Source organism: Psychrobacter sp. 1Y4 (assembly GCF_051847555.1).
Map to the genome: position 1 here is coordinate 1 of NZ_JBPYDE010001118.1, position 526 is coordinate 526.

Here is a 526-nt window from a genome sequence, read left to right on the forward strand (position 1 = left end):
GGTTCTACGACTGAACAATCCGACGCCCAAATTTTATAAGGGAAAAAAGCTATATAACCAGCGTAAGCTCCACTAGCACTAACAGTAATAATATTTTCATGGGTAAAATCACTGTGAGTATAAGGACTTGATTTACCACCTGCGATTACTGGGTAAGAACCTTCTTTAAGGTCCTTACTACTGAGTGCTTTACCTTTTTTAATTTTAGCAAAATCAACGAGCTTTCCTTCCTTCCACTCTCCTTCAAACCGTTCCCCCTTGTCATCAAGCAAACGCTTTTTACCCGTCAGTAATTTTTGCATCAATGCCTTTTTCTGCTGGGTACTATTGTCAATCAAACGCTCAGTCGTGCTAATCGCCTTATCCCAAGTGGATAGAATGTTGGCGATTTTTTGTTGTTCTGGGAGAGGTGGAATTAAAACTGATATTTCTCTAATTTGAGTAGCTGATAGATTAGCTTGCTTAGTTCCACCAGGCAAAGAATATAATTTTGATAGAAAAATCTCACTTTTTAATACATTTAGAA

At 37.6% G+C, this 526-nt stretch carries 1 protein-coding gene; it reads right to left on the reverse strand.

Features of this window, described 5'->3' with window-relative positions; all coding sequences use genetic code 11:
* On the reverse strand, window positions 1–526 hold a 526-nt coding region (locus ACS8FC_RS20720), incomplete at both ends, for a restriction endonuclease subunit S (RefSeq protein ID WP_439298169.1).